1 protein-coding gene is annotated in these 2,528 nt (G+C 66.9%); it reads left to right on the forward strand.

Annotated elements, in window-relative coordinates; all coding sequences use genetic code 11:
* A partial coding sequence (locus RHBS_RS26820; RefSeq protein WP_374700672.1) for a lipid II flippase MurJ occupies positions 1-2,528 on the forward strand: 2,528 nt, incomplete at both ends.

A 2,528-nucleotide genomic window follows, 5' to 3' on the forward strand; every position in this document is an offset into this window, starting at 1 on the left:
TGCGCTCGTACCCGGCACCGCCGCCGCTGGACGGTCAGCCCGCCGCCGACGACGCCGTCACCCAACTCATCCCGCGGTTCCGCGAGGAGGACTACCCCTATCCTTCGTCGAGCACAGCACCGTCCGGAACGGTTCCGCCGACGAAGATTCCGCCGGGCGGGTCCGACCCGGCACCGCAGCCCGAACCGAGGCCGCAGAAGTCACTGATGGCCGCGTCGGGTTCGATCGCGGTGGCGACCCTGGTCAGTCGCATCACCGGATTCGCCAAGCAGGTCGCCATGACGGCCACCCTCGGTGCGGCGTTGGCCAGTGCGTTCACCGTCTCGACGATCCTGCCCAACATGATCTCCGAGCTGGTCCTCGGAGCCGTCCTCGGAGCCATCGTCGTTCCGGTGTTGGTCCGAGCCGAGCAGGAGGACGCCGACGGCGGTCGGGCGTTCGTTCGACGCCTCTTCACCATCGCGGTGGCGCTGCTCGGAACCGTGGCGCTCGCCGCAACGATCGCAGCCCCGCTGTTGGCGCGGCTGATGCTCGACGGCGATCCGAAGGTCAACGAAGACCTGACCATCGCGTTCACCTATCTGGTGCTGCCCGCGTTGATGTTCTACGGACTGTCCGGCCTGCTCACGGCGGTGCTCAACACCCGGCAGAACTTCAAGCCCGGGGCTTGGGCACCGGTGTACAACAACCTGATCGTGCTCGGCGTCTTCGCGATGTACCCCTTCGTCCCGGGCGAGATCACCCTGAACACGATCGAGATGAGCAACCCCAAGATCCTCGTTCTCGGCCTCGGCGTCACCGCGGGTGTCATCACCCAGGTCGTTGCGCTGATCCCGGCGCTGCGCCGCGAACGCATCGACCTGCGCCCGCTCTGGGGATTCGACGAGCGACTCAAGAAGTTCGGCGCGATGGCCGCCGCGATCGTGCTCTACGTCGTCATCAGCCAGATCGGGCTGGTCGTCGCCACCAGGATCGCGTCGGGCACCGACGATGCCAGCAACGTGATCTACTCGCAGGCCTGGATCGTGCTGCAGTTGCCCTACGGCATTCTCGGCGTGACGGTCCTGACGGCCATCATGCCCAGACTCAGCCGCAACGCCGCCAACGGTGACACCCCGTCCGTCGTCGACGATCTCTCGGTCGCCACTCGACTGACGATGGTCGCGCTGGTGCCGATCGTCGTGTTCCTGACCTTCGCGGGACCGTGGGTGGGCGAGGCGCTGTACGGCTTCGGCCGGTTCGCCGATGTCGCACCCAGACTCGGCGAGGCCGTGAGCTGGTCGGCCTTCTCCCTCATCCCGTACGCCCTGGTGCTGATCCACCTGCGGGTCTTCTATGCCCGTGAAAAAGCCTGGACACCGACCTGGATCATCCTCGGCATCACCGCCGTCAAGATCGGGCTGTCGTTGCTCGCCCCGATCGTCGCGTCCTCGCCCGAGCAGGTGGTGCTGCTCCTCGGCGCAGCGACCGGCCTGGGCTACACCGTCGGCGCGATCATCGGCGGATACCTGCTGCACAAGAGCCTGGGCAGCCTACGGATGGCCAACGTCGGCAAGACGGTCTGGCTGGTGCTGATCGCCTCACTGGCCGGCGGCGCGGCCATGCTCGCGATCGACCGGATCCTGGGTCTCGACGCCATGATGAACGGCTGGGTCGGCAACTTCGCCCGCGTCGCGATCGATGCCGTCATCATGCTCGGCATCACGTTCTCGATACTCTGGTTCGGCAAGATTCCCGAAGTCCTGGCGGTCACCGTTGCCCTGAGCCGGGTCGTTCGGAAATTCCGCGGTTCAGCCGATCGGACGGACGCCGATTCGGCCGCCGCAGAAACCGGCGTGATTCCGGTTATTCGAACCGAGCCCACATGGGACACTGCGCGGGATCGGCTCCCGTACCCTGGTCATCGGCACCCGGGGGCAGAAGCCAACGCAGGTCGACCTTTTGCAGAACAACACGGGGCGTACTCGCCTGAAGGAGTGACAGTGACCGACGACGAAGTTGCTGGGGGGCCGGCACAATCTCCAGCAAGCGAAGCCGACCGAACGAGCGGCGGCGTCGAGGTCGACACCCAGGACCGCACCGAGCCCGTGAAGGCCGAGGCCGCCTCGTCCTCCAAAACGCCGAAGTCCGCCGAGACACCGGCCGAGTCGAAGGCTGCACCCGAGACGAAGACGCCCGCCGCGGCTCCCGAGCAGGACGTCGAGAAGCCCGCCGAACAGGCGGCTCCCACCGACAAGCCTGCTGCCGACAAGCCTGCACCGAAGCCGGTCGACAAGACCGTCTCCATCTCCAAGGCCGCTCTCGCGGCGCGTCCTACCGACAAGACCATCTCCATCTCCAAAGCCGATCTGCCGGTCGAGACCCCCAGCGAGAAGAAGTCCACGCAGGAGTCGAAGCCCGCGGCTGACGCGGATTCCGAGAAGACCGAAGCGGCACCGGCCACAACCGATACTTCCGAGTCGGCCGCCACGGACGAGGTCGCCACTGCAACCGCCCCGGCCAGCGCTCCCGAGCGCACGCTCCGCGGC

This window comes from Rhodococcus sp. BS-15, from assembly GCF_000813105.1.
Classification (GTDB): domain Bacteria; phylum Actinomycetota; class Actinomycetes; order Mycobacteriales; family Mycobacteriaceae; genus Rhodococcoides.